The organism is Streptomyces sp. NPDC020996 (genome assembly GCF_040641355.1).
Lineage (GTDB): Bacteria > Actinomycetota > Actinomycetes > Streptomycetales > Streptomycetaceae > Streptomyces.
In genome coordinates this window covers 118,305-137,998 of sequence record NZ_JBFADM010000004.1, presented here as the reverse complement: position 1 = coordinate 137,998, position 19,694 = coordinate 118,305, and the positions used below count along the sequence as shown (strand labels likewise).

17 protein-coding genes and 2 pseudogenes are annotated in these 19,694 nt (G+C 70.7%); 12 read left to right on the top strand and 7 right to left on the bottom strand.

Annotated elements, in window-relative coordinates; genetic code table 11:
- Positions 1 to 349: 349 nt before the first annotated feature.
- The 3 genes from AB0G63_RS04665 (at position 350) to AB0G63_RS04655 (ending at position 4,808) form a co-directional block, all read left to right on the top strand.
- Positions 350 to 3,469: a molecular chaperone Hsp90 gene (locus AB0G63_RS04665; protein ID WP_360744195.1), complete on the top strand. Its 3,120-nt coding sequence runs from the start codon at positions 350 to 352 to the stop codon at positions 3,467 to 3,469.
- A 192-nt stretch (positions 3,470 to 3,661) separates the two neighbouring features.
- Positions 3,662 to 3,811 (top strand): hypothetical protein, encoded by a 150-nt coding sequence (locus tag AB0G63_RS04660; RefSeq protein WP_360744192.1) that lies wholly within the window; start codon positions 3,662 to 3,664, stop codon positions 3,809 to 3,811.
- Positions 3,812 to 3,896: 85 nt separating this feature from the next.
- Positions 3,897 to 4,808 carry a hypothetical protein gene (locus tag AB0G63_RS04655; RefSeq protein ID WP_360744189.1) on the top strand — a complete coding sequence of 304 codons (912 nt, stop codon included), beginning with the start codon at positions 3,897 to 3,899 and terminating at the stop codon, positions 4,806 to 4,808.
- A 112-nt stretch (positions 4,809 to 4,920) separates the two neighbouring features.
- On the opposite strand, the gene AB0G63_RS04650 is transcribed toward AB0G63_RS04655, so the two are convergent.
- Positions 4,921 to 7,317: an HAD-IC family P-type ATPase gene (locus AB0G63_RS04650; protein ID WP_360744186.1), complete on the bottom strand. Its 2,397-nt coding sequence runs from the start codon at positions 7,315 to 7,317 to the stop codon at positions 4,921 to 4,923.
- A 217-nt stretch (positions 7,318 to 7,534) separates the two neighbouring features.
- Positions 7,535 to 7,858, bottom strand: coding sequence for a DUF2530 domain-containing protein (locus tag AB0G63_RS04645; RefSeq protein WP_360744183.1), 324 nt, complete (start codon positions 7,856 to 7,858; stop codon positions 7,535 to 7,537).
- 123 nt (positions 7,859 to 7,981) lie between these two features.
- Here AB0G63_RS04645 and AB0G63_RS04640 point away from each other — a divergent pair, with 123 nt between their 5' ends.
- A complete protein-coding gene (locus AB0G63_RS04640) occupies positions 7,982 to 9,433 on the top strand; it encodes an NCS2 family permease (protein ID WP_360744180.1) in 1,452 nt (483 codons plus the stop codon).
- A gap of 133 nt (positions 9,434 to 9,566) precedes the next feature.
- On the opposite strand, the gene AB0G63_RS04635 is transcribed toward AB0G63_RS04640, so the two are convergent.
- The gene (locus tag AB0G63_RS04635; protein WP_324783433.1) at positions 9,567 to 9,749 is read right to left on the bottom strand and encodes a CopG family antitoxin; all 183 of its coding nucleotides are present in this window, start codon (positions 9,747 to 9,749) and stop codon (positions 9,567 to 9,569) included.
- Positions 9,750 to 9,903: 154 nt separating this feature from the next.
- Between AB0G63_RS04635 and AB0G63_RS04630 the strand changes: the two genes are divergently transcribed.
- From AB0G63_RS04630 to thpR, 3 genes are all read left to right on the top strand, one after another.
- Positions 9,904 to 10,341, top strand: coding sequence for a MarR family transcriptional regulator (locus AB0G63_RS04630; protein WP_360744177.1), 438 nt, complete (start codon positions 9,904 to 9,906; stop codon positions 10,339 to 10,341).
- Positions 10,342 to 10,368: 27 nt separating this feature from the next.
- Positions 10,369 to 11,724 carry an MFS transporter gene (locus AB0G63_RS04625; protein WP_360744174.1) on the top strand — a complete coding sequence of 452 codons (1,356 nt, stop codon included), beginning with the start codon at positions 10,369 to 10,371 and terminating at the stop codon, positions 11,722 to 11,724.
- 83 nt (positions 11,725 to 11,807) lie between these two features.
- Entirely contained in the window at positions 11,808 to 12,380 is a 573-nt protein-coding gene (gene thpR, locus AB0G63_RS04620; protein ID WP_360744171.1) for an RNA 2',3'-cyclic phosphodiesterase, read from the top strand.
- A 147-nt stretch (positions 12,381 to 12,527) separates the two neighbouring features.
- On the opposite strand, the gene AB0G63_RS04615 is transcribed toward thpR, so the two are convergent.
- Positions 12,528 to 13,376 (bottom strand): aldo/keto reductase, encoded by an 849-nt coding sequence (locus AB0G63_RS04615; RefSeq protein ID WP_360744168.1) that lies wholly within the window; start codon positions 13,374 to 13,376, stop codon positions 12,528 to 12,530.
- A gap of 71 nt (positions 13,377 to 13,447) precedes the next feature.
- On the opposite strand from AB0G63_RS04615, the gene AB0G63_RS04610 reads away from it, so the two are divergent.
- The 5 genes and pseudogenes from AB0G63_RS04610 to AB0G63_RS04590 all read left to right on the top strand — a co-directional run bounded on the left by AB0G63_RS04610 (position 13,448) and on the right by AB0G63_RS04590 (position 17,937).
- Positions 13,448 to 15,079, top strand: coding sequence for a recombinase family protein (locus tag AB0G63_RS04610; protein WP_360744165.1), 1,632 nt, complete (start codon positions 13,448 to 13,450; stop codon positions 15,077 to 15,079).
- Between the two features lie 257 nt (positions 15,080 to 15,336).
- Positions 15,337 to 15,687 (top strand): hypothetical protein, encoded by a 351-nt coding sequence (locus AB0G63_RS04605; RefSeq protein ID WP_232838906.1) that lies wholly within the window; start codon positions 15,337 to 15,339, stop codon positions 15,685 to 15,687.
- Between the two features lie 633 nt (positions 15,688 to 16,320).
- Positions 16,321 to 16,521 carry a hypothetical protein gene (locus AB0G63_RS04600; RefSeq protein WP_360744161.1) on the top strand — a complete coding sequence of 67 codons (201 nt, stop codon included), beginning with the start codon at positions 16,321 to 16,323 and terminating at the stop codon, positions 16,519 to 16,521.
- 239 nt (positions 16,522 to 16,760) lie between these two features.
- Positions 16,761 to 16,889, top strand: a complete 129-nt coding sequence (locus AB0G63_RS04595) for a helix-turn-helix domain-containing protein (RefSeq protein ID WP_360744158.1) — start codon at positions 16,761 to 16,763, stop codon at positions 16,887 to 16,889.
- A gap of 56 nt (positions 16,890 to 16,945) precedes the next feature.
- A pseudogene (locus AB0G63_RS04590) lies at positions 16,946 to 17,937 on the top strand (aldo/keto reductase).
- Positions 17,938 to 18,083: 146 nt separating this feature from the next.
- Here AB0G63_RS04590 and AB0G63_RS04585 read toward each other — a convergent pair.
- From AB0G63_RS04585 to AB0G63_RS04575, 3 genes and pseudogenes are all read right to left on the bottom strand, one after another.
- Positions 18,084 to 18,236: pseudogene (locus tag AB0G63_RS04585) on the bottom strand (aldo/keto reductase); the annotation flags it as partial.
- Between the two features lie 45 nt (positions 18,237 to 18,281).
- Entirely contained in the window at positions 18,282 to 18,869 is a 588-nt protein-coding gene (locus tag AB0G63_RS04580) for a Uma2 family endonuclease (RefSeq protein ID WP_360744155.1), read from the bottom strand.
- Between the two features lie 105 nt (positions 18,870 to 18,974).
- On the bottom strand, positions 18,975 to 19,649 hold the full coding sequence (locus tag AB0G63_RS04575) for a GDSL-type esterase/lipase family protein (RefSeq protein WP_360744152.1): 675 nt from the start codon (positions 19,647 to 19,649) through the stop codon (positions 18,975 to 18,977).
- Between the last annotated feature and the right edge of the window lie 45 nt (positions 19,650 to 19,694).

The following is a 19,694-nucleotide window of genomic DNA, read 5'->3' as shown; positions in this document are numbered from 1 at the left end:
TCCTTCAGCACCTGGGACGACAATGCCTCCGCCACACGCGCACTGAGGTCCCGGCGTGGCTGTGTGGTGGTTGTCATGCGCTCCATCCCCCAGGCGAGTGCACAGTCGCCCTACATCTTCGGTGCTCTGATTACGGAAAGGCAAGGGCTCTTTGCAGTCAGTGACGGCGCCCCGGTTGCCTGGTACCCCTGGCCGGTGATTCCGGCAGGGAGCGAGCCCCGGGCGGCGACTGCCGTTTTCGGTGAGTCCAGGGGCTGATCCGGCCCCGTCCGCCCGCGCTTCGGGCGGGCGGCGCGTCCGTGCTCCGTGGGCGGTACCTTCGTGGTCACGCCGACGATGGAGAGTGAACGTGAGCAAGTTCGTGCGGCCGGCGGCCGAGGGGGCCGATCCGTTCGGTACGGCCCGTCTGCGCCGCGGTGTACTCGACGCCTGGGCCACCAGTCCCGCCCGGTTCCGCGAGGACGCCAACGCCGAGGAGGAGCTGGTCCTCGGCGGCTACCGGGACCGGCTCGTCGTCGAGCTCGCCCAGAACGCCGCCGACGCCGCCGCCCGGGCCGGCGTGCCGGGCCGGCTGCGCCTCACCCTCCGCGACGGCGTCCTCGCCGCCGCCAACACCGGCGCCCCCCTCGACGCGGCCGGCGTCGAGTCGCTGGCCACGCTGCGCGCCTCCGCCAAGCGGGACACCCCGTCGGTCGGCCGGTTCGGCGTCGGCTTCGCGGCCGTCCTCGCCGTGACCGACGAACCCGCGGTCCTCGGCCGCCACGGCGGGGTGCGCTGGTCCCTCGCCGAGGCCCGCGACCTGGCCCAGGACGTCGCGCGCCACAGCCCAGGGCTCGGGGACGAGATCCGGCGCCGGGACGGCCACGTGCCGCTGCTGCGGCTGCCGTTCGCCGCCGAGGGCAGCGCGCCCGGCCCGTACGACACCGTCGTCGTCCTGCCGCTGCGCGACGCGGCCGCCGCCGCCCTCGCCGAGCGCCTGCTGGAGGCCGTGGACGACGCCCTGCTGCTCGCCCTGCCCGGTCTGGCGGAGGTCGTCGTCGAGACGAACGACACCGTGCGCACCCTGAGCCGGACCGACGACGGCCCGTTCACCGTCGTCGAGGACTCCGTGCACGGCACGACCCGCTGGCGCACCGCCGTGGCGAACGGCCCGCTCACCGCCGACCTGCTCGCCGACCGCCCCGTAGAGGAGCGCCTGCGCCCGCACTGGTCGGTCACCTGGGCCGTCCCGGCGGAGTCCGACGGCGCACCGGCCCGCCCGCGCACCGCGCCCGTGGTGCACGCGCCCACCCCCAGCGACGAGCCGCTCGGCGTCCCCGCCCTGCTGATCGCCTCCTTCCCGCTGGACAGCACCCGCCGGCACGCGGCCCCCGGTCCGCTGACCGACTTCCTGGTGCAGCGCGCGGCGGACGCCTATGCCGGGCTCCTCGCCGAGTGGCGCCCGGTGGGCGAGGGCGTCATCGGGCTGGTGCCCGGCCCGCTGGGCAAGGGGGAGCTGGACGGGGCGCTGCGCGCGGCGATCCTCGAACGCCTCCCGCGCACCGCCTTCCTGCCGCCCGCCGCCCCACCCGCCGAAGACCACGAACCCGAGCTTCCCGAGGCCCTGCGTCCCCGGGACGCCGAGGTCGTCGAGGGTGCGGGCGGCGACACCGTGCGGGTGCTCGCCGAGGTGCTGCCGACGCTGCTGCCCGCCGGCCTTGAGCGGCGCGTGGAACTGCGCACGCTGGGCGTGGCGAGGGTGCCCCTGACCGACGCTGTCGACCGGCTGGCGGGACTGGAGAAGGAGCCCGGCTGGTGGTGGCGGCTGTACGACAGCCTGGCCGGAGTCGACCCGGACCGGCTCTCCGGCCTGCCCGTGCCGCTCGCCGACGGGCGCACGACGATCGGGCCCCGGCAGGTCCTGCTGCCCGTCCCGGACGTCGCCGGCATCGACCCGGAGGTGCTCGCCCGGCTCGGCCTGAAGGTCGCCCACCCGGACGCCGCGCACCCCCTGCTGGAGAAGCTCGGCGCGCTGCCCGCGACGCCGCGCGCCGTCCTCACCACGCCGCAGGTGCGGGCCGCCGTCGCCGCCTCCCTCGACGACGAGGGCGGGCTGGACTGGGAGCGGGACGCGCCCGACGCGGAGGAACTGGCCGACCTCGTCCTGGCGCTGGTGCGGGACGCGGGCCTGCTCCCCGGCGACGAGCCCTGGCTCGGCGCCCTCGCGCTGCCCGACGAGGACGGCGAACTCGCCCCCGCCGGCGAACTCGTCCTGCCCGGCAGCCCCTTCGCCCAGGTCGTCCGCGAGGGCGAACTCGCCGCCGTGGACGCCGAACTGGCCGAGAAGTGGGGCGAACAGCCGCTCGCCGCCTGCGGGGTGCTCGCCGACTTCGCGCTGGTCCGCGCCACGGACGTGGTCCTCGACCCGGACGAACTGGAGCCCCGCGAAGGGGACTTCGCCGAGCCCGACGACGCCGGGCTGCTGGACGCCGTCGACGTGTGGTGCGAGGACGTCCTGGACCGCTTCCCCGACTCGCCCGTGCCCCCGGTCGCCACGGAACTGGTCGCCGTGCGCGACCTGGACCTGGTGGACGACGACCGGTGGCCGCAGGCGCTCGCCCTGCTGTCCCGGCCGCCGCTGCGCGACGCGATCGTCCAGCCGGTGCGCGTCCTGCTGCCGGACGGCACGCACGAGATCGTACGGCCGTACACGGCATGGTGGCTGCGCGGGCACCCGGTGATCGACGGGCGGCGGCCCGCCGGCCTCCTCGCGGCCGGCGGCGACCCGCTGCTGCGCGGGCTGTACGACGAGGCCGACGCGACCGGCTTCGACGACGAGCAGGTGCTGCGGGCGCTCGGCGTACGGACGTCGGTGGCCGCGCTGCTGGCCGAGCCGGGCGGCGCCGCCGAACTGCTCGACCGGCTCGCCGACCCCGACCGCGAGGTCACCGGCGCCCAACTGCACGCGCTCTACGGTGAGCTGGCCGAGCTCGATCCGGAACAGGTGACGCTGCCGGACGAGGTGCGGGCCGTCGTCGACGGGCGGGTGGAGGTGGTGGACGCCGCCGACGCCGTGGTCTGCGACTCGCCCGACCTGCTGCCCTTCACGCAGGGCGTCCCGCTGCTGCCGGTACGGCCGGCGCGGGCGGCCGAGCTGGCCGAGCTGTTCCAGGTGCGGCGGCTGAGCGAGTCGGTCACCGGCGAGGTCGACTCCGAGGGCGCCGAGCACGACGTGCCGGAGGCGGTGCGGGTGCTGCTCGGGGCGCGGACGCCCGGGACGTACGTCGAGCACGACGAACTCGTGGTCGACGGGATCGAGCTGGACTGGCGGCTGACGAACGACGGCGTCCTGCACGCCGCGACGCTGGAAGGCGTCGCCGCCGGCCTCGCCTGGGCGGCCGGACAGTGGCCGCGCCGCTTCGAGGTCGCGGCCCTGCTGGAGGACCCGTCACGCACTCAGGAACTGGCCAGGGACCGGTGGTTCGACTGACCGCGGGGAGTCATGACATGACTGTCTCCAAACTTTCTGAGTAATTTCTCCTCTTGCCGTACAACCTTTTCCGTCGATCCCATGTCTGATCATGTGAGCCAGCAGGCTCGACGATCGCTTGGGCCTCGGCGGGACGACGCGCCGTGGGGGACGACCACCGTCGGGGCCCTTTTCTTCACCAACGGGGATCGCATGCGCACACGAGCCATCGGAGCCGGCGCCTTGGGCGCCACTGCTCGCTCCGCCGTCACCGTGCCGGCCGCGCACATCGACGGCGAGTCCGGCGACACCACGGCCATCGAGGTCGTCGTGGACGGCGACGGCCACTCCGACGTGCGGTAGCCGCGGCGGTCACCCCGCTCTTCCCTTCGCCGGGCACCCCGCACGTACCGGTTCCGGCATCCCACTTTCCCACCCGAGGAAACACATGCGTATTCGCGCCACCACGGCCGCCGTCTCCGGCGCCCTGGCCCTGTCCGCCCTCGCCGCGCCGGCCGCCCTGGCCGCCGACGCCCCCAAGGTCCCGGCGGGCGTCGCCGCCGCCTCCAAGGCCGCCCACGCCACCTCCGGCAAGAGCGCCCTCAGCGCCGCCGCGACCGGCACCCCGTACCTCCTCGACGCCTCCTTCTCGAACGTCAAGGTCAACAAGGGCAAGAACATCGCCGTCGGCACCACCAACGTCGTCAAGGTGCCGGTGTCCTTCACCCTGACCCACGGCGCGGACGTCAACATCCACGCCGACGACTTCGTGTCCGCCATCGACCTGTACCGGGGCCCGTCCTTCGAGGACCCGATCTGGTACTTCGACAGCAACAACGCGGCCTGCACGGACACCTCCGCCACCGTCGCCTCCTGCACCGCCACGGTCGAGGTCGACCCGGCGGAGCTGCTGAACGAGGACGCGGGCTCCTGGAAGGTGGCCGGCTTCGCGGTCGCGTTCAACGGCGAGGACCAGGAGAACCCGAACCTGGACAACGTCGGCGTCGCCGTCACCGACCCGGTCGGGGCCTTCAAGCTGCAGCGCTTCTCCAAGCTGACGGTCAACGCCGCCCCGGAGCCGGTGAAGAAGGGCAAGACCGTCACGGTCACCGGCAGCCTGACCCGTGCCAACTGGGACACCGGCAAGTACTCGGGTTACGCCAACCAGTCGGTGCAGCTGCAGTTCCGCAAGAAGACCTCCAGCACCTACACCACGCTGAAGACCATCAAGTCCAGCTCCACGGGCACCCTGAAGACGACGACCACGGCGACGGTCGACGGCTACTACCGCTACAGCTTCGCGGGCACCACGACCACCCCGGCGGTCAGCGCCACGGGTGACTACGTCGACGTGCAGTAAGCACCGGCACGACCCGAGAGGCGGCCGCACCCGGAAGGGGACCCCGGGGGCGGCCGCCTTTTCGCACTTCGCAAGGGATCCGCACGTCGACGTGAAGTAGCGTCCGGCTCCCTCAGGCGGGGAAGCGGCGGCCGGCCCATTTCCACAGTGCCTCCAGGGCGGCCGCCGCCACGACCGAGATGCCGACCGCGATCCACGGCAGCTGCAGGCCGACCAGTTTCAGCGCGAAGAAGCGCTGCAGCGACGGCACCGCCAGCACCAGCAGGAACGCCGCGGCCATCGAGACGACCAGGGTCAGCCGCCACCAGGTCCAGGGGCGGGCGACGATCGCCAGCACCCACATGGAGATCAGGAACAGGGTGAGGGTCGCGACGCTGGTCTCGGCCTCCAGCGAGCCCGGCCCCGTGTAGTGGTGCCGGGCGATCAGGTACGTCGCGAAGGTCGCGGCCGCGGCCACCACCCCGCCGGGGATCGCGTACCGCATCACCCGGCGCACGAAGCGGGGCCGGGCCCGTTCCCGGTTGGGGGCCAGGGCGAGGAAGAACGCCGGGATCCCGATGGTCAGGGTGGACAGCATGGTCAGGTGCCGGGGCAGGAAGGGGTACTCGACCTGCCAGCACACCACCAGCAGGGCCAGCAGCACCGAGTAGACCGTCTTCACGAGGAACAGCGTGGCGACCCGGGTGATGTTGCCGATGACCCGCCGGCCCTCGGCGACCACCGACGGCAGGGTCGCGAAGCTGTTGTCCATCAGCACGATCTGCGCCACCGCCCGGCTGGCCTCGGATCCGGAGCCCATGGCCACGCCGATGTCGGCGTCCTTCAGCGCCAGCACGTCGTTCACGCCGTCGCCGGTCATCGCCACCGTGTGCCCGCGGGACTGCAGGGCGCCCACCATGTCCCGCTTCTGCCGCGGGGTGACCCGCCCGAACACCGTGCCCTCGTCCAGGGCCCGCGCCATCGCCTCCCGCTCGGCGGGCAGCCCGCGGGCGTCCACCACGGTGCCGTTCAGGCCCAGCTTCGCGGCCACCGCGCCCACCGACACCGCGTTGTCGCCGGAGATGACCTTGGCGCGCACCTCCTCCTCGGCGAAGTAGCGCAGGGTGTCGGCCGCGTCCGGCCGCAGCCGCTGCTCCAGGACGACCAGGGCGGTGGGACGGGCGCCCCGCACGGCCCCGGGATCGTCGAGGCCGTGGTCGGTGCGGGCGAGCAGCAGCACCCGCAGGCCCTGCTCGTTGAGCCGTCCGGTCTCGGCGAGGGCGGGGTCGTCGGCGTCCAGCAGGACGTCCGGCGCGCCGAGCAGCCAGGTGCTGCTCTGCCCGTCGCCCTCGCTGAAGGCGGCGCCGCTGTACTTGCGGGCGGAGGAGAAGGGCAGGGCCTGGGTGCAGCGCCAGTCCTCCACGTCGGGGAAGGCGTCGATGATCGCCTGGAGGGACGCGTTCGGGCGCGGGTCGGCCTCGCCGAGCGCGCCGAGCACCTTGCGTACGTACGTCTCGTCGGCGCCCTGCAACGGCCGGAGCTCGGTGAGGTCCATGCCGCCCTCGGTGAGGGTGCCGGTCTTGTCGAGGCAGACGGTGTCGACGCGGGCCAGGCCCTCGATGGCGGGCAGCTCCTGCACCAGGCACTGTCTGCGGCCGAGCCGGATCACGCCGATCGCGAAGGCGACCGAGGTCAGCAGCACCAGCCCCTCCGGGACCATGGGCACGATGCCGCCGACCGTCCGCGCGACGGAGTCCTTGAAGCCGTGCTGCTTCACCACGAGCTGGCTGACGACCAGGCCGATCGCGGTCGGGATCATCATCCACGTCACGTACTTGAGGATCGTGGAGATGCCGCTGCGCAGCTCGGAGTGGACCAGGGTGAAGCGGGAGGCCTCCTCGGCGAGCTGGACGGCGTAGGCCTCGCGGCCCACCTTGGTCGCCTGGAAGGCGCCGCCGCCGGCGACCACGAAACTGCCGGACATGACCCGGTCGCCGGGTTTCTTAGGCACCGGGTCGGCCTCGCCGGTGAGCAGCGACTCGTCGATCTCCAGCCCGTCGGCCTCCACGCACACCCCGTCGACGACGGCCTTGTCGCCGGGCCCGATCTCGATCACGTCGTCCAGCACGATCTCCGAGGTGGCGACCTCGGCGGCGGCGCCGTCCCGCCGTACCGTGGGCCGGGCCTCCCCGATCACGGCGAGGGAGTCCAGCGTCTTCTTCGCCCGCCATTCCTGGACGATGCCGATGCCGGTGTTGGCGAGGATGACGTAGCCGAAGAGGCTGTCCTGGAACGGCGCGACGAACAGCATGACCAGCCACAGCAGGCCGATGATCGCGTTGAACCGGGTGAAGACGTTGGCCCGGACTATCTCGCCCGGCGACCGGCTGCTGCGCACCGGGACGTCGTTGACCTGCCCCCGCGCGACCCGTTCGGCGACTTCCGCCGCGCTCAGTCCGCGGACCGCCGGCGGGCCGGCCGCGGGGGGACGAGCCGCTCCGGACCCGGCGCCCGCGTCGAGGTGCGTCATGTCTTCGACGGTACGTGGGCGCGTACGGCTTCACCCGCCGAGTGAGGGGAAGTTCCGACCTGGGGAGGACCGCGGGTAGTGCCCTGGTTGTACGGCCTGGTCGCACGGCCTGGTCGCACGGCCTGGTCGCACGGCCTGGTCGCACGGCCTGGTCGCATGGCGCCTGGCCGACGCCGGGACGACCCGAACGCGGCACGGGTGTCACGGACGCAGGGCATCAAGCCGTCGTCGTGCCCTTCTCGGCCGCGTCCTGCCCGGCCGCCGCGTCCTGCCCGGCCGGGTCCCGCTCCGCGGCGGCCCGCTTGATCGCGGCGTCCCGCTTGCGGACGTACCAGATGCCGATCAGGCCCAGGCCGCCGCCGGCCAGGCAGGTCCACAGCCACCAGGTGTGGCCGTGGTCGGCGAACCAGCCGTAGAAGGGGAGCTGGACCAGGAAGAGGACGAACCAGACGATCGTGCCACCGGTGACGGTGGCGACCACGGGCCCCTCCAGGGGCTCCGGCGCCTCGTGCTGGAAGGTTCCCGAGAAAAGACCGGCCATGGGGACAGCTTACGGGCGGCTTGGGAAACGATCAGGTCTACGCGCGGAGATGGCGTTTACCGGAATCATATGTTCATACTGAAACGGTTTGCGCTTGTCCACTTCTGCTCGTAGGAACATCCCATGTCCACCTCGGCCCCCGCCAAGGTCCCCGCCCCCGGAGAGCCGGGGCAGTCGCCCGCAACCGGAGCGCTCGACCGCTACTTCAAGATCACCGAGCGCGGCAGCACCCTCGCCCGCGAGGTGCGCGGCGGCTTCGCCACCTTCTTCGCGATGGCGTACATCATCGTGCTGAACCCGATCATCCTCAGCAGCGCGAAGGACATGTACGGGCACCACCTGGACAACGGCCAGCTGGTCACCGCGACCGCCGTGACGGCGGCGTTCACCACCCTGCTCATGGGCGTGATCGGCAACGTCCCGATCGCGCTGGCCGCCGGTCTCGGCGTGAACTCCGTCGTCGCGCTCCAGCTCGCCCCGCGGATGTCGTGGCCGGACGCGATGGGCATGGTCGTGCTGGCGGGCTTCGTGGTGATGCTGCTGGTCGCCACCGGTCTGCGGGAGCGCGTGATGAACGCGGTGCCCTACGGGCTGCGCAAGGCGATCTCCATCGGTATCGGCCTGTTCATCATGCTGATCGGCCTGGTCGACTCCGGCTTCGTCTCCCGCATCCCGGACGCCGCCCAGACCACCGTCCCCGTGCAGCTCGGCGGCGACGGCCACCTCAACGGCTGGCCGGTGCTGATCTTCATCCTGGGCGCGCTGCTCACCCTCGCGCTCATCGTCCGCCGGGTCTCCGGCGCGATCCTGATCTCGATCGTCACGATGACCGTCCTCGCGGTGGTCGTGGACGCGGTCGCCACGGTGCCCAGCTGGGGCCTGACCACCCCGAAGTGGCCGGGCAACCCGGTCGCCACGCCCGACTTCGGCCTGATCGGCAAGGTCAGCCTGTTCGGCGGCTTCGGCAAGGTCGGCGTGCTGACCGGCGTGCTGTTCGTCTTCACCGTGCTGCTGTCGTGCTTCTTCGACGCGATGGGCACGATCATGGGCGTCGGCGACGAGGCGAAGCTGACCAACGCCCAGGGCGAGATGCCCGGCATCAACAAGGTCCTGTTCGTCGACGGCCTCGCGGTCGCCGCGGGCGGCGCCAGCTCCTCCTCGGCCACCACCGCCTTCGTGGAGTCCACGGCCGGCGTCGGCGAGGGCGCGCGCACCGGCTTCGCGAACGTCGTCACCGGCGCGCTGTTCGCCGTGGCCCTGTTCCTCACCCCGGTCGCCACGATGGTGCCGTCGCAGGCGGCCACTCCGGCCCTGCTCGCGGTCGGCTTCCTGATCCTGGCGGGTTCGGTCCGGGAGATCGACTGGGCCGATCACACGATCGCCATCCCGGCCTTCGTGACCATGGTGATGATGCCGTTCACCTACTCGATCACCAACGGCATCGGCATGGGCTTCATCACCTTCGTGCTGCTGCGCCTGGTGGCCGGGCGGGGCCGGGAGGTGCCGGTGCCGATGTACGTCGTCGCCGCGGTGTTCGGCTTCTACTACCTGATGCCCGCGCTCGGCCTGACCTGAGCCGCGCTCGGCGTCACCTGAGCCACGCTCGGCCTGACCTGAGCGGCGCCCGGCCCGTCCTGAGCCACGCCCGGCCCGTCCTGAGCCACGCCCGGCCCGTCCTGAGCGGCGCCCGGCCCGTCCTGAGCCGCGCTCAGGTGACCCCGTAGAACTTCTCCGTCTCCTCGACGGCGGTCTGGAACCGCTCGTCGAAGTCGTCGCGAATGAGCGTCCGGACCACGTAGTCCTGGACGCTCATTCCTCTTCTGGCGGCATGCTGCCGGAGCCGCTCGAGCAGCTCTGCGTCGATGCGCAGGCTGAGCACGCTGGTCTCCATGACGCAAAGGGTCGCGGCAGAGACCGGCGGCTGTGCCGCGTTCGGCGTGCTGCCACCCGAACGAGTGGCGCATACGGCACAGTGGCCGGAATCACGGGCACTCCTCCGTCCCCGCAGTGGTCTTTAGCCAGAGTAATGAGTTAGGCTAAAGAACATGCCGGACCTAAGCCATGGCGACGACGCTGCCGCCGTGAACTCCCTTCGATCAGCCGTCATGCGGCTGTCCCGTCGGCTCAAGCACCAGCGGGTCGACGAGTCGCTGAGCCCCACCGAGATGTCGGTGCTGGGCACCCTGTCCACCTGCGGCAGCGCCACGCCGGGCGAACTAGCCCGCAAGGAGCACGTGCAGCCGCCGTCGATGACCCGCATCGTCGCGCTGCTCGAGGCCAAGGGGCTGGTCAGCCTGGAGCCGCACCCCGAGGACCGGCGCCAGAAGGTCGTGACCAAGACCGAGCAGGCCGAGGCGATGCTCGAGGAGAGCCGCCGCAAGCGCAACGCGTTCCTGGCCAACCTGGTCGAGGGTCTCGACGAGGACGAGTGGGCCGCACTGCGCGCCGCCGCGCCCGTGCTGGAGAAGCTCGCGCACCTGTAAGCAGCAGTATCGAGGAGGCGAACCCTTTTGAGTACGGGACCCGGAGCAGATTCCGCCCCCGCACCGACCACCCCCGACTCCCCGCCCGTCCCCGAGCGCCGCTCCACGATGTTCAGCTCCCTGAAGATCCGGAACTACCGCCTGTTCTTCATCGGACAGGTCGTCTCGAACATCGGCACCTGGATGCAGCGCATCGCCCAGGACTGGCTGGTGCTCAGCCTCACCGGCTCCGCGACCGCCGTCGGCGTCACGACGGCCCTGCAGTTCCTGCCGATGCTGCTGTTCGGCCTGTACGGCGGCGTCCTCGTCGACCGGCTGCCCAAGCGCCGCGCGCTGCTCGTCACGCAGTCCGCGATGGCCGTCACCGGCATCGTGCTGGCCCTGCTGACCCTGACCGGTCACGTGCAGGTGTGGCACGTGTACGTGGCCGCCTTCGCCGTCGGCCTCGCCACGGTCGTCGACAACCCGGCCCGCCAGTCCTTCGTCTCCGAGATGGTCGGCCCGGACCAGCTGCAGAACGCGGTCAGCCTCAACTCCGCGAACTTCCAGTCCGCCCGCCTCGTCGGCCCCGCCGTCGCCGGCCTGATGATCACCGGCGTGGGCACCGGCTGGGCGTTCCTGTTCAACGGCCTGTCCTTCGTGGCCCCCATCGCCGGTCTGCTGCTGATGCGCGCGCGTGAGCTGCACGTCGTCGAGCGCGCCCCGCGCGGCAAGGGCCAGCTGAGGGAGGGCCTGCACTACGTGGCCGACCGCCCCGACCTGATCTGGACGATCGTCCTCGTCGGGTTCGTCGGCACCTTCGGCTTCAACTTCCCCGTCTACCTCTCCGCCTTCGCCGACGACGTCTTCCACGCCGGCGCGGGCTCCTACAGCCTGTTCAACACGCTGATGGCGATCGGCTCGCTGGCCGGCGCCCTGCTCGCCGCCCGCCGGGGCACCGCCCGGATGCGGGTGCTGATCGCGGCGGCGATGGCCTTCGGCACGATGGAGCTGGTGGCCGCGGCGGCGCCGTCCCTGTGGCTGTTCGCCCTGCTCATGGCCCCGATCGGGATGTTCGGCATGACGGTCAACGTCACCGCCAACTCCGGCATCCAGCTCGCCACCGACCCGGCCATGCGCGGCCGCGTCATGGCGCTGTACATGATGGTCTTCCTGGGCGGCACGCCGGTGGGCGCGCCGATCGCCGGCTGGATCACCGACACCTACGGCGTCCGCGCGGGCCTCGCCGTCGGCGGCCTGATCGCCGCGGGCGCGGCGGCCGGGATCGGCCTGGTGCTGGCCCGCATCGGCAACCTGCGGCTGTCGATGGGCTGGAACCACGGTCACCCGCGCCTGGACCTGGTGCCCCGCGAGCGACGGGAGGAGCTGGCGCGGGCCGCGTGAGATCCCTCGCGGGGGATGCCGGGCCGGGGGGCATGATGAGGGCATGATGAGGCAGGCCGGGGGGCGGTGTCAGGCTGGAAGACATGAGACTCTTCACCGCCGTAGTGCCCCCGGACGACATCGCCGGTGAACTTGCCTCGCAGCTCGCCGCCCTGCGGGAGCTGCCCGGCGCGGACGCCCTGCGCTGGACCGGCCCGCCCGCCTGGCACTTCACGCTCGCGTTCTACGGCGAGGTCGGCGAGGACCTCGTCCCCGACCTGTCGGCGCGGCTGGCGCGCGCCGCCCACCGCACCGGCCCGTTCCCGCTGGCGCTGCACGGCGGCGGCCAGTTCGGGCGTGGGCGCGCCCTGTGGACCGGCGCGGAGGGCGACCTGACGACCCTGCGGCTGCTGGCCGAGCGCGCGGAGGCGGCGGCTCGCAGGGCGGGCCTGCCGATGGAGGAGCACCGCCACTACAAGGCCCACCTGACCGTGGCCCGCGGCCGGGAGACGGTCGACGTGCGGCCGTACGTGGCGGCCCTGCGCGGTTTCACCAGCCGCACCTGGACGGTGGCGGAGCTGGCGCTGGTGCGCAGCAACCTGCCCCGGTCGGGCGTGCCGGGCGAACAGCCGCGGTACGAGGCGGTCGCCTGCTGGCCGCTCGGCGGGGCCGGTTAGGCTCGTCGCGTGGACCCGAAGACCCGGAACCGGATCATGGCCGGTGCGCTCGTTCTCCTGCTCGTGGTGGTGGCCGTCGCGGCGGCCGTCAGGTAGCCGCGGGGAGCCGCACGGCTCCCCGCGCCCTGGGGCGCCGCCCTCACCGTGTCACCAGGCGAAGGCCTCCGGAGACGGCCCGGGACCCGGGAAGATCTCCTCCAGGCCGGCCAACAGCTCCTCGCTCAGCTCCAGCTCGACCGCGCGCACCGCGGACTCCAGCTGCCCGGAGGTGCGCGGGCCGACGATCGGGCCGGTCACGCCCGGACGGGTGAGCAGCCAGGCCAGGGCGGCCTCGCCGGGCTCCACGCCGTGCTTGTCGAGCAGGTCCTCGTACGCCTGGATCTGTGCGCGCTTACCGGGGTCGGCGAGGGTGTCGGGGGCCCGCCCGGAGGCGCGGCGCCCGCCCTCCACCTGCTTCTTGATGACCCCGCCCAGCAGTCCGCCGTGCAACGGCGACCAGGGGATGACCCCCAGCCCGTAGTCCTGCGCTGCCGGGATGACCTCCATCTCGGCGCGGCGCTCGGCGAGGTTGTAGAGGCACTGCTCGCTGACCAGGCCGATGGTGCCGCCGCGGCGGGCGGCGATCTCGTTGGCCTGGGCGATCTTGTAGCCGGGGAAGTTGCTGGAGCCGACGTAGAGGATCTTGCCCTGCTGCACCAGTACGTCGATGGCCTGCCAGATCTCCTCGAAGGGAGTGTTCCGGTCGATGTGGTGGAACTGGTAGAGATCGATGTAGTCGGTCTGCAGCCGCTTCAGGCTGGCGTCCACGGCCCGCCGGATGTTGACCGCGGAGAGCTTGTCGTGGTTGGGCCACGCCTCGCCGTCCGGGCCCATGTTGCCGTACACCTTGGTGGCGAGGACGACCTTGTCGCGCCGGTCGCCGCCCTTCGCGAACCAGTTGCCGATGATCGATTCCGTGCGGCCATTGTTCTCGCCCCACCCGTAGACCCGAACCACATACCGTCACCCCTTGTGCGCGATGCGTGCCACAGGGGAGAGGGAGGACGAGCATGGCGAGAGTTCTGGGTGTGGTCCGTCTGTCGAGGGTGTCGGACGAGACCACATCGCCGGAGCGTCAGCGTCGGTCCATCCAGCGATGGGCCGATCTGGAGGGGCACGTCGTCGTGGGGTGGGTCGAGGACATCGACGTGTCCGGCAGGGTAGAGCCGTGGAAGCGCCCAGAGTTCGGCAAGTGGTTGCCTTCGACGATCGGAAAGGAGGTCAGCGCGATCGAGCACCGGATCGCGATGGAGGAGTCGCGCGCCGATGAGTACGACATCCTCTGCGCGCTGAAGATCGACCGCCTCTCGCGGCGCGTGCTGCACGTGCACACCCTCCTGGAGTGGTGCGAGAAGAACGGCAAGGAGGTCGCGACCGTCGAGGACGGGATCAACCTCAACACGCAGATGGGGAAGCTCCTCCTGAGCCTGATCGCGTCCTTCGCGGAAGGGGAGCTCGAAGCCATCAAGGCGCGGGCCAAGTCCTCGTACAACCACCTGGTGAAGGAGGGTCGCTGGCGTGGCGGCCGCACTCCGTACGGCTACCGCGAGGAGAAGCAGGAGACCGGCGAGGGGTGGAAGCTCGTCCCTGACGACTACGGGACCGACACGGCCGGGACACTCCGTGAGATCGTCCGCCGTCTCATCGCGGGCGAGTCGGCGAACAGCATCGCGCAGTGGCTCAACGAGGACGTGTCGAAGACCCCGACGTCACTCGACGCTCAGATGATCCGCAGCGGCAAGACCCCGAAGGGCAGCCGCTGGACCGCCGCGAACACGGCCAAGGTCGTACGCTCCCGCTGCATCCTGGGGCAGATGGAGGTGTCTGAGGAGGTGATGGTCGACGGGAAGAAGACGACACGACGCCGGGTCGTCCGGGACGCTGACGGCCAGCCCCTTCAGCGCGCGGAGCCGCTGATCACGCACGAGGAGTGGGAGCTGGCCAACAAGAAGCTGGACGAGAACACCAGCAAGCGCAACGGCAACCGCAAGGGTGGGTCGCCCTTGCTCCGGGTCGCGTTCTGCACATGTGGGGAGCCGGCATATCTCGGCCCTGGCCGTAACTGGCCCTACTACCGCTGCGCCTCCCGTACCACGCACAAGCCGTGTCCGACCGGAAGCAAGGGCATCGCGGCGCACACGCTGGAGGGCGCCGTGGAACAGGCGTTCCTCCTCGCTGCCGGGGATGTCGAGATCGTCCGGAAGGTCTTCCGGCCGGGCGTGGACTACACGCGTGACATCGAGGAAGTGAACCGCGCCTTGTCGGACCTGAGGGAGGATCGCGAGGCGGGCCTCTACTCCAGTGAGCTGGGCAAGCAGGAGTACCGGGAGGCGTACAAGCGGTTGGACGCGCGACGTGAACAGCTCATCGCGCAGCCCACGCGTCCGGACACCTGGGAGGAGATTCCGACAGGGGAGACCTACCGGGAACGGTGGAGCACGTTGTCGACCCAGCACGAAAAGGGCAGGGAGCTACGCGCCGCAGGGGTCAAGGCCGTCATCCATGCCGAGCCGATTCCTGGGATGACCGCCACGCAGCTCATGGCTCCCGATGGCCATGACGGGATGTGGCAACACCCAGTCGGGAGGGTTCAGGTTCTGATCCCGATGGACTTCAAGCAGCGTCTGCGCAACATGGCGGCGGTCCACAGCGAAGGATGACCGACAACTGCAGGTGACGAGGAGGGTCCTGTGGTCGGGGTCCTTCTGCGCGTTTGTAAGATGCCCGGCAGGTCGCCGCCGTCGCTCCCGACCGCACGAGACCGAGTCCAGGCCCGAAGGCTTGGGCGTCCACCTGTGAAGAGAGACCGCGCCATCCGTGCACGGTCCACCCCCGCGAAGAAAGGGAGGCACATGTCCCGCCATCCGGCGGGGGACTGGCGCACGCGTGTGCGCCTCACAGGAAGGAGCCACACCCGGTGGCTATCAGCTTCGGCCATGACCGCCCGTGGGGCGGTGTCTCTCAGCACGAGTACCGGCGCATGGCGCAGAACCCTGCGCACCAGCTCGCCTACCGCGTCCACTTCGCCGCCATCGGATGGGCAGACCGGCACGGACACGCGGGCTTCGCCCCCGGCCGGCTGGCCGCACTGCTGGGCAAGGAAGGTAAGCCACTGTCCGAGCAGAGCACCCGCAACGCGGTGGCCCGCGCCAAGGAGCTGGACCTTGTGTCGCCCCGTTCCGGGGCCGCTTGCCTCGTGCTCCCTCCCCACCTGTTCCAGAAGGGCAAGGGTGCGCCAGTTCCCTGCCGTCTCCACCAGGACCGGTAAGTACACGCTGTCCGTGTAGTCAGAGCACGCCTGGCGTGTACCCAAACAGCATCCGAACTGCGGGAACGCTCGCGTCCTCTCTTATCTATTTGGCCCAAGTGCAGTCGAGCCTCTGTCGGGGTCGGCTGAAGGAAGCAGCCTGCTTCAAGGCGAGGGCAAGTAGGGGCGCGGCAGCGCCCCCCTAGGGAGGGACAACGGCGCAGAGAAAGGCAGCAAGGGGCGGCCTACCGGCCGCCACAGTCGCAGTGCTCAACGACAGTGCGGCCCCGGAGGGGGCCGACAGGTGCAAGCCCTAGGGGGCGCTGCCGCGCCCCGCAGGTGCAGTCGTTAGGCCCTGTTCCTTGCGGCTTTCCGCCGCTGCGAGCAAGGCAAGGTAGGCCTGTGACCAGGCCATACGCTCTCGCCGTGGCAGCCTGCGGGGAGGGCAGACGGCCCCTGGAACCGTGGCGGAATCTTGGCTGCTGTGACATGGCGGTCTGGCTTGCCCCCTTCGGGGGTCATGCCCCCACCCCCTGCCCCTGCCGTCACGTCTGCCTGCCATCGACGAGCGGGGTGCACGCCTGGCCTTGCCGGTCGGACACCGGGCAGGCCGCGAGACGGGCGCGAAGAGCCTTGCTGTGGACGAAGGGGCAAGTGTCTGAAGGGGTGCGTGTCTGTACGCACTGCACTGCCCTCGACTTCAACCACTGCGACGGCTACGACTACGGCCGCTGGTGGAAGCAGATACGGCACTACGACGCCGCCGACGAAGCCGCCGAGCAGGAGCGAATCCGTCACTTCGCCACCCTGTACCCCTGGGCGGACGATGAAGCTGACCAGGGCAAGGAGGATTAGCGAGACACTCCGCCCCCTGCCAGTGGAGTCACCCGATCAGAGTGGGCCAGTAGAACTTGGAACCCTGGTCCCAAAAAGAAGGCGTACAGACGGGCAAGCGTCCCGAGGGGTGCGGCAGTCGTCCCACACAGGCCAGCATGGACCGTCTCGAAAACCAAGGTTTGTGAGACGAGATGGCAAGCGTCCCTGAAGGGGGTGTAGCGCTGTTCAAAACCCGTCTCGAAACTCCCGTCTCGAGCTTGACGTATGAGGACGTGCTGACCGTGGCCCGCGCGAGGAAGGCGAAGGGAGAGAGTGTCAGCGCCGTCGCCAAGGCTCTGGGCGTCTCCCGGGCCACGCTGTACCGGCACCTCGGAGACGACTCCTGACGGCGGCACCTGATGCCCTTGCCTGGAGCGGGCTCGAAGCAGTTGGCTTGTGGTCCATGAAGTACACGCAGCTCGGACGCACCGGACTCAAGGTCAGCCGACTCGTTCTCGGTACGATGAACTTCGGTCCGCAGACAGACGAATCAACCAGCCACGACATCATGGACGCCGCTCTCGACGCGGGTCTGAACTTTGTAGACACGGCCAACGTCTATGGGTGGGGTGAGAACAAGGGCCGCACCGAGGAGATCATCGGTACTTGGTTCGCCCAGGGTGGCGGGCGGCGCGACAGGACGGTCCTCGCCACCAAGGTGACGGGAACATGGCCCCGGACGACTCCTCCGTCTGGCCCAACCACGACAAGCTCTCCGCGGTGAACATCCGCCGGGCCGTCGACGCCTCCCTCAAGCGGCTGCAGACCGACTACATCGACATCTACCAGTTCCATCACATCGACCGGTCGACGCCGTTCGAGGAGATCTGGCAGGCGATCGACGTCCTGGTCCAGCAGGGCAAGATCCTCTACGCCGGGTCGTCCAACTTCCCCGGCTACAAGATCGCCCAGGCCAACGAGCTGGCTGCCCGGCACGGCCGCATGGGCCTGGTCAGCGAGCAGTGCCTGTACAACCTCGCCGAGCGCCGCGCCGAGATGGAGGTCATCCCTGCGGCGCAGGACTACGGGCTCGGCGTCATCCCCTGGTCGCCGCTGCACGGCGGACTGCTGGGCGGAGTCCTCAAGAAGGAGGCCACGGAGGGGCGCCGGGCGAGCGGCCGCGCTGCCGACGCGCTCAAGGACACCAAGACACGCGAGCAGATCCAGGCGTACGAGAACCTCCTCGACAAGCACGGCCTGGAGCCCGGTGAAGCGGCGCTCGCCTGGCTGCTGACCCGCCCCGGCGTCACCGGCCCGATCGTCGGCCCCCGCACGCAGGAGCAGCTGGACTCGGTGCTGCGCGCCCTGGAGCTGGAGCTGAGCGAGGAACTGCTGACGTCTCTGGACGAGATCTTCCCCGGTCCCGGACCGTCTCCCGAGGCCTTCGCATGGTGAGGTAGCGGGTCTGTGTGAGGGGCCGTCGCCTTCTGCTTGCGTTCGAAGCGAGTTGGAGGCGGCGGCTTCGTCGTTTCCACTCGGGGTCCGCAGGAGCGGTGAGCGTCAGCGATGCGCTACTGTGCAACCTGGCGTCAAAGTTGCCGGTTTGCTGTGTCGAAGAAGTTGATGCCCGCGTCCAGCGCCGCGTCCATGATGGCGTGGCTGTCCGCCTCGTCGGTCTGCGGTCCGAAATTCATGGTGCCGAGGACCAGGCGGCTGACCTTGAGTCCCGTGCGTCCCAGCTGCGTGTACTCCATGGTCCCCAAGCCAACGGCTTGGAGTGCGCTCTAGGCAAGCACCGGTCAGTCGCGGGGGAAGCCGTCGGTCCTGAGGACGAGGCCGAGGTGGGTGGTGGTCATGTCTACGTCCGCGCCGAAGGTGATGGAGAGCTCGCTGACGTACTCGCCTTCCTTCGGCTGGGTGTGGAGGCGGCACTTGCCCTGGTACGGGTCGACGATGAGATAGACGGGGACCCCGGCGACCGCGTAGGCGAGCTTCTTGGGGCCGTAGTCGTTCGCAGCCGTGTCCTTGCAGATGACCTCGGCCACGAACTCGACGTCCTGGTGGCGCCAGCGGCCGTTGTCGTCCTTCACGGAACGCTCGGCCAGAGCGGCCACGTCACAGGCGAAACCGTTCAGGCGCCCCGGGAAGTCGATCCGGACGTCGGAGGCGAGCCGCTTGATCGGATACCTGGCGCGCAGCTGTTCCAGAATGCTGAAGACGATCTCCCAGCGGGTCTGCCGCTGCGGTGACATGAAGATGTCTCCGCCGACGATCTCGACCTTCGTTCCCTCGGGGATGGGCATCTTCTCGAGCGACTCGAACATCACGTCCGGCGTCAGCTCGCCGCGTTCCTCGGCCATCTCGATCCTGTCCTCCAGGACGGTCATCGTGGCGCTCCGCCCCGGCTGCCCCGACACACGAGTACAGCCGCGCGGTACAACGATACGCACGGTGACCGGGACACGCGGCGGAACGCCGCCGGGCCCTCCGGGTCAGTCGCCGTAGGGGCGGCCCAGGCCCCAGGCCTGGTGCATGGCGTCCGCGAAGGCCGCCGCGATCTTGTGTTCGCCGCTCGCGTTGGGGTGCGTGCCGTCATAGGTGTCGCGGTCGATGTCGTACGAGGGCGGGGGCGAGGCCAGCAGGAGGGGGGAGCGGGCGTCGTCGAGGTCGGCCACGGTCTTGGCGAGCAGTTCGTTGAAACGGGCGACCTGCGCGCCGAAGGGGGCGTCGGACAGCGCGCGGACGTTGGGTATGACGGGCAGTACGGCCATCCGGACGCGCGGGTTCGCGGTGCGGGCCTCGGCGACGAACCGGCGCACGTTGTCCGCCGTCTGCTCCGCGTTCGTGTAGAAGCCCAGGTCTATCAGGCCCAGGGCGACCAGCAGGACGTCGGCCCGGTGCGCGCGGACCGCCTCGCCGACCAGGGGCGCCATGTGCAGCCAGCCCTCACCCCAGCCGGCCAGGTGGGCGCGCGGGAAGTCCGGTTCGGCGTAGGCGTACGACACGGGCGCGTCCGCCGCCTTGTCGTACAGCGTCTCGCGCGGTCCGACGAGGGCGAACGGGCCCCCGTACGTCTCGCACAGGTGCCGCCACATCCGGTAACGCCACGTGTGTTCGCCCGCGCTCCCGATCGTCTGGGAGTCGCCGACGGGCATGAGCCTGAGCATCCGCTCATGATGGACGATCAGCGGGGCGGGTGGGATGTGAGGCCG

Coding starts and splice junctions, on each gene's coding strand:
- AB0G63_RS04635 (WP_324783433.1), bottom strand. CDS start 9,749: ATGGAGACCAGCGTGCTCAGCCTGCGCATCGACGCAGAGCTGCTCGAG.
- AB0G63_RS04645 (WP_360744183.1), bottom strand. CDS start 7,858: ATGGCCGGTCTTTTCTCGGGAACCTTCCAGCACGAGGCGCCGGAGCCC.
- thpR (WP_360744171.1), top strand. CDS start 11,808: ATGAGACTCTTCACCGCCGTAGTGCCCCCGGACGACATCGCCGGTGAA.
- AB0G63_RS04640 (WP_360744180.1), top strand. CDS start 7,982: ATGTCCACCTCGGCCCCCGCCAAGGTCCCCGCCCCCGGAGAGCCGGGG.
- AB0G63_RS04630 (WP_360744177.1), top strand. CDS start 9,904: ATGCCGGACCTAAGCCATGGCGACGACGCTGCCGCCGTGAACTCCCTT.
- AB0G63_RS04650 (WP_360744186.1), bottom strand. CDS start 7,317: ATGACGCACCTCGACGCGGGCGCCGGGTCCGGAGCGGCTCGTCCCCCC.
- AB0G63_RS04575 (WP_360744152.1), bottom strand. CDS start 19,649: ATGCTCAGGCTCATGCCCGTCGGCGACTCCCAGACGATCGGGAGCGCG.
- AB0G63_RS04580 (WP_360744155.1), bottom strand. CDS start 18,869: ATGACCGTCCTGGAGGACAGGATCGAGATGGCCGAGGAACGCGGCGAG.
- AB0G63_RS04655 (WP_360744189.1), top strand. CDS start 3,897: ATGCGTATTCGCGCCACCACGGCCGCCGTCTCCGGCGCCCTGGCCCTG.
- AB0G63_RS04660 (WP_360744192.1), top strand. CDS start 3,662: ATGCGCACACGAGCCATCGGAGCCGGCGCCTTGGGCGCCACTGCTCGC.